This is a genomic window from Pseudomonas sp. CM27 (assembly GCF_013179515.1).
Classification (GTDB): domain Bacteria; phylum Pseudomonadota; class Gammaproteobacteria; order Pseudomonadales; family Pseudomonadaceae; genus Aquipseudomonas.
In genome coordinates, this window is the sequence record NZ_JABMCN010000263.1 from 2,628 (window position 1) to 8,234 (window position 5,607).

Sequence of the window (5,607 nt, forward strand, 5' to 3'; positions counted from 1 at the left end):
GGGAGAAATCCCAGTCCGCATGCAAACCGCCGAGCAGCAGGCAGCCCAGCAGCCCGGCCAGGCCGACGCGTCGCACAACGGTTTTGAGCATCCAGGATATCGCCACTGCGAAGCCCTGTTCCGGCCAGTCGAAAGCAGCGATGGTGGGGCTTGCCAGGGCAAAAGACAATGGCACCCTGCAATCATGCCCCCGCCGGTCAGCAACCCTCCACTTTCTGGATATATCCTTCTATAGGCTGCTTCCTTTGGCCGCCGACTTCATCCACCATAGCCGCGCTTTTGGGGCGCGCGTGCCAGCGCAGAGCAGGTTTGACACCCCTACAAGCTGTTACTAGTGTCATTGGATCCAACTTTTGTCATCGTTGAGGCAGGCGTCACGTGGCCGAGAAAATCAAACTGAGCAATGTGCTGGCCAGCGAGCAGCTGCTGCCGCATCAGGCGCGTGGCGTGATCGAAGAACGCCTGCGTAGCGCCATTCTCGATGGCCGCTTACCCCCAGGTACTGCGGTGCGGCAACAAGAGCTCGCCACTTTGTTCGGGGTCAGCCGCATGCCTGTGCGCGAAGCGCTGCGCCAACTCGAAGCGCAATCGTTGCTGAAGGTGGAGATGCACAAGGGCGCAGTGGTCGCGCCGCTGATCGGCGAGGATGCGGTGGACACCTATGCCCTGCGGGTATTGCTCGAGAGCGAAGCGCTGCGCCAGTCCATTCCGTTGCTCGATGCCAGCGACATCACCAGCGCCCGCGGGTATATCCAGCAACTGGAAAACGAAACCCGGCATGCCGAAATCGGTCGTTTGAACCGCCTTTTCCATATGGCGCTGTACAGCAAGGCGCCGAACAAGAAGCTGCTGCGCCTGATCGAGAACGAGCTGAACGAGGAGGAGCGCTTCCTGCGCTTTCATCTCTCATCCATGGGGCTGGGCAAGCTCACCCAGGACGATCACAACGCCTTGGTGGATGCGGCCAGCGACAAGCTGATAGATGAGGCGATAGCGGTGCTGGAGCAGCACCTGAATAGCGGTGCAAGGGTGATCCGCAAGTATCTGGATACCCAACTGGGGCGCTGACGCTTCAGCGGCGGAGCTCGCGGCGCACCAGATGGGTTGCAAATTCATCTGGCCATGCCAACAATGAGACTAATTATCATTCATGTCCATTGACCTCAGCGCCCTCCTCCCATGTCCAGCAATGACTCCGTGCAAACGCTTTACAGTGATCACCATGGGTGGCTGCATGCCTGGCTACGCAGCAAGCTGGGCAATGCCGCCGATGCCGCCGACCTTGCCCAGGACACCTTCGTGCGCCTGCTGCAGCGGCGAGAAACCCTCCAGCTGAACACGCCCAGAGCCTTCCTGCGTACGGTCGCACGTGGGTTGGTGATCGATCATTGGCGCCGCGAGGAGCTGCACAGGGCCTACCTCGAGGCACTGACATACGCGCCGGAAGCACAAGCCCCTTCCGCCGAAACCCGTGAACTGCTGCTGGAACTGCTGGAACGCATCGCACGCATGCTCGACGGCCTCAAGCCGAAAGTACGCCGCGCGTTCCTGCTGGCCCAGTGCGAAGGGCTGAAGCACCAGGCCATTGCCGACCAGATGGGCATCTCGGTGCGTACCGTGGAGCGCTACATCGCTGATGCGCTCTACCATTGCTACGTGCTGCGCTACGAAGACGAGTGCTGAGACGATGACTGCCGCACAGCCTGGCGCAACAGCGGTCAAGCAGGCCATCCAGTGGACGCTGAGGCTGCGCGAAAGCGGCCATGACCTGGCCCTGCAACAACAGTGCGCACAATGGCGCAGTGCCCGCCACGAGCATGAACTGGCCTGGCAACGGGTCACTTACCTGCAACAGGACCTCGACCTGCGCGCCATCCCCGGCGCCGGTGTCGCCTTGCGCACCCTGGAAACCAGCCAGCGGCGCCTGCAGCGGCGGCAGGCACTGAAGCTGCTGGGCGGTGTTGCCATGATAGGAACGACGGCATGGCTGGGCAAAGACCTGGAGATGGTGAGCGACTGGGCATCCGACTACGCCACAAATACGGGTGAGCGACGCAGTTATGCCCTTCCCGATGGCTCGCTCATGCAACTCAATACCCGCAGTGCTGTGGACCTGGCCTTCAATGACCGGCAGCGTCTGGTTCGCCTGAAGCAGGGGGAATTGATGATCACCTGCAGCCAGGCGTCGAACGCGCAGCGTCCCTTGCTGATACAAACCCGCGACGGCTTGCTGGAAGGTTTCGAAGGGCGCTTTGTTGCTCGCCAGGACAGTGACTGCACCCGCGTCAGCGTCAGCCATGGCAGGCTGGCCATCCACCGGCCAGGCAATGGCCAGCTGCAGTGGATAGAAGCCGGGGAGGACTGGCGCCTGGATGCACAAGGTGCACAACGGCTGGAACATGTCGACATGGACGCGATGGCCTGGAGCGAAGGGCTGATCGTTACCCGGGACATGCGCCTGTTCGACTTTCTCGCGCAGGTCAGCAGGTATCGCCATGGCTATCTGGGCTGTAGCGACGAGATTGCGGATTTGCGCCTGTCGGGGGTGTTCCGCCTCGAAGACCCGGAGCGGCTGCTGCAGCTGCTGCCACAGACGTTACCTGTGCGGCTGCTGCAACGTACCCGCTGGTGGGTGCGGGTAGAACAGCAGGCTTGATCAGGCCCTGATGATTTTTTGGCGGGTTTTGAATGCCGGTCCGGCTAGGACAGAAAGCAATCCCCTCTGCCCCTCAACTTGCCAACGGACCGCTCATGCCAACCGACCCTGTGCACACGCACATTTCACCCCTGAATGATTTTCGACCTGTTTTGCAATCAGCTATTTTGCGCAAAGCTGTCCGGGCTGCCCTGTTCGGTACCGCCTTGGGGCTGATCACAGCCCCGCAGCTCTCGGTCGCCGCTGGTGTCGTCCAGGCCAGCCATAGCTACGCGATCCCGGCCGGCCCGCTGGATGACGTGCTCAACCAGTTTGCACGGCAGGCGGGCATCACCCTGTCGAGCACGCCACAGCTCACCGATGGATTGCAGTCCAACGGCTTGCAGGGGCAATACGCTGCCGAACAGGGGCTGCGCCAGTTGCTCAATGGCAGCGGCCTGCAGGCCATAAGCCAGGGCGAGCGCAACTACGTGCTGCAGGCACAACCTCAAAGCGCTGCACTGTCATTGCCAGACACCGACGTCCGTAGCTTCAGCCTGGGCAATGCCCTGGGCAGCATGGAGGGTTACAACGCCACCCACAGCCAGGTGGCAACCAAGACCAGCATGCCGCTGGTGGAGACCTCACAATCGGTGTCGGTGGTTACCCGTCAGCAGATGGACGATCAGGGCTCGCAGACTGTCGCCCAGGCCATGCGCTACACCCCCGGTGTACTGACCAACCCCTACGGGGCAACTCATCGCTATGACTACGTGGCGATGCGCGGTTTCAATGATGGGTCGGTGGATAACATCTACGTCGACGGGCTCAAGTCGATGGGTGACAACGGCACCTACAGCACCATGCAGGTCGACCCGTACTTCCTCGAACGTATCGACATTCTCAAAGGGCCTTCTTCGGTGCTATATGGCCGTAGCTCGCCTGGAGGGCTTGTGGCATTGACTACCAAGAAGCCACAGTTCACGCCCTACCATCAACTGCAGGCGACGGTGGGCACCCAGGGCCAGCGCGGCATGGGTTTTGACTTCAGCGGCCCTGTAGATGACGACAAGCGCATCGCCTACCGCCTGACAGGCCTGGCGGATGCCTCTGACACACAGTTCGACCACAGTAAGGAAGAACGCTACGCCATTGCGCCGGCAATCAGCATCGACTTCAGCGAAGACACCTCGCTCACCCTGCAAGCCTACCTGCAACACGACCCGAACGGCGGGTACCACGGCGGCAATCCTGCCGACGGCATGCTGCACCAGCGCAACGGCTTGCGGCTGTCGGACCATTTCTTCGAGGGCGAACCGGGTATCGACCACTACGAGCGCACCCAACAGTCCTTCAGCTACCAGTTCGAGCACCGCTTCAACGACGTCTTCACCGCACGACAGAACTTCCGTTATCAGGATTCGGATGTGTCGATGGACCAGGTGTACTCCGCCGGTTGGGCCGATGCCGACAGCAACATCCTCAATCGCGCGTACACCGGGGGCGACGAGCGCCTGCATTCATACATCATCGATAACATGCTGCAGGCGGAGTTCTTCACTGGCGCGGCCAAGCATACCCTGCTGCTGGGTGCTGACTATCAGCGCCGCAAAGCCGACGTGGCCTGGCGTTACGGCACAGTCGATCCACTGGATGCCGGCAACCCGCAGTACGGTAATGGCAACCTTCAGGTGCTGGGCGAGAACCGCTACCAGCGGCGCTTGCAACAAACCGGCGTGTACTTGCAGGACCTGGTCGAGCTGGACCAGTGGCGCTTTTCCCTCGGGCTTCGCCAGGACTGGGTAAAGGTGTCCGAAGAGAACCGGGACAGCGATACCAAGGCCAGCGATCAGCGCTCCAGGTTCACTACCCGCGCCGGGGTGCTCTACCTGTTCGAGAACGGCATTGCGCCGTATATCAGCTATTCGGAGTCGTTCAACCCCAATACCGTATCCGATCAGGACGGCCGCCCGCTGGCACCTACGGAGGGCACCCAGTGGGAAGCCGGTATCAAGTATCAACCCCCTGGCAGCGACAACCTGTTCACTGCTTCGGTGTTCCGCATCGAGCAGGAGAACCTGGCGTCGAAACAGCCAAACGAGGATTTCTATCGCCCTGTCGGGGAAGTTCGTTCGCAAGGGCTTGAACTGGAAGCGCATGTTCAGCTCACTGACAGCCTGAAGCTGCTGGGTGGCTACACCTTTACCGACATCGAGTATTCCAAGTCGATGCCGAGCCTGGTGTCCGGCAGCCTGGACAACAAAGGCAATTCGCCAACCCAGGCACCGAAACAGATGCTCTCGCTGTGGGCAGATTACAACTTCCACCAGGGGGCTCTGGATGGCCTGCGGCTGGGCGGTGGCGTGCGTTATGTGGGGTACAGCTGGGTCGATGCGGAAAACAGCATGAAGGTGCCTTCCTACACCCTGTTCGACGCTTCCATCGGCTATGACCTGGGCAAGATCGGCCTCGCAGGTGTGGATGTACGCTTGAACGCCAACAACCTGACCAATGAAAGCTACATCACCTCGTGTGCCAGCCTGAACTACTGCTACATGGGTGAAGAGCGCAACGTCAGCGCAACGGTCAGCTATCAGTTCTGATCAGCCACCACTGCCCGGAAAAGACAAAGCCCCTGTCTGCATCGCAGACAGGGGCTTTGGGTTTGAATCTTGACGATGACCTACTCTCACATGGGGAGACCCCACACTACCATCGGCGATGCATCGTTTCACTGCTGAGTTCGGGATGGGATCAGGTGGTTCCAATGCTCTATGGTCGTCAAGAAATTCTGTGTGCTGGCCCGTCCCTCGGACGTACCTGCGAATCTCTGTAGTTCCTACTTAAAGACAAAACCCCTACCTGCATGCGCAGATAGGGGTTTTGCGAAATGAATCTTGACGATGACCTACTCTCACATGGGGAGACCCCACACTACCATCGGCGATGCATCGTTTCACTACTGAGTTCGG

At 60.3% G+C, this 5,607-nt stretch carries 4 protein-coding genes and 1 rRNA gene; 4 read left to right on the forward strand and 1 reads right to left on the reverse strand.

The genetic code is table 11. From position 1 onward, the window contains the following. Positions 1-378 precede the first annotated feature (378 nt). From HP547_RS24740 to HP547_RS24755, 4 genes are all read left to right on the forward strand, one after another. On the forward strand, positions 379-1,068 hold the full coding sequence (locus HP547_RS24740; protein ID WP_172226837.1) for a GntR family transcriptional regulator: 690 nt from the start codon (positions 379-381) through the stop codon (positions 1,066-1,068). A 111-nt stretch (positions 1,069-1,179) separates the two neighbouring features. Beyond that, a complete protein-coding gene (locus tag HP547_RS24745) occupies positions 1,180-1,683 on the forward strand; it encodes a sigma-70 family RNA polymerase sigma factor (RefSeq protein WP_172288008.1) in 504 nt (167 codons plus the stop codon). Between the two features lie 4 nt (positions 1,684-1,687). After that, entirely contained in the window at positions 1,688-2,656 is a 969-nt protein-coding gene (locus tag HP547_RS24750; protein WP_172288011.1) for a FecR domain-containing protein, read from the forward strand. Between the two features lie 167 nt (positions 2,657-2,823). Beyond that, a complete protein-coding gene (locus tag HP547_RS24755) occupies positions 2,824-5,238 on the forward strand; it encodes a TonB-dependent siderophore receptor (protein ID WP_172288014.1) in 2,415 nt (804 codons plus the stop codon). A 67-nt stretch (positions 5,239-5,305) separates the two neighbouring features. Here HP547_RS24755 and rrf read toward each other — a convergent pair. Continuing rightward, positions 5,306-5,421: ribosomal RNA gene (gene rrf / locus HP547_RS24760) — 5S ribosomal RNA — on the reverse strand. Positions 5,422-5,607: the final 186 nt, after the last annotated feature.

What these genes read in the sequence shown, in the direction of transcription:
- HP547_RS24745 (WP_172288008.1), top strand. Translation starts at nt 1,180, where the DNA reads ATGTCCAGCAATGACTCCGTGCAAACGCTTTACAGTGATCACCATGGG.
- HP547_RS24750 (WP_172288011.1), top strand. Translation starts at nt 1,688, where the DNA reads ATGACTGCCGCACAGCCTGGCGCAACAGCGGTCAAGCAGGCCATCCAG.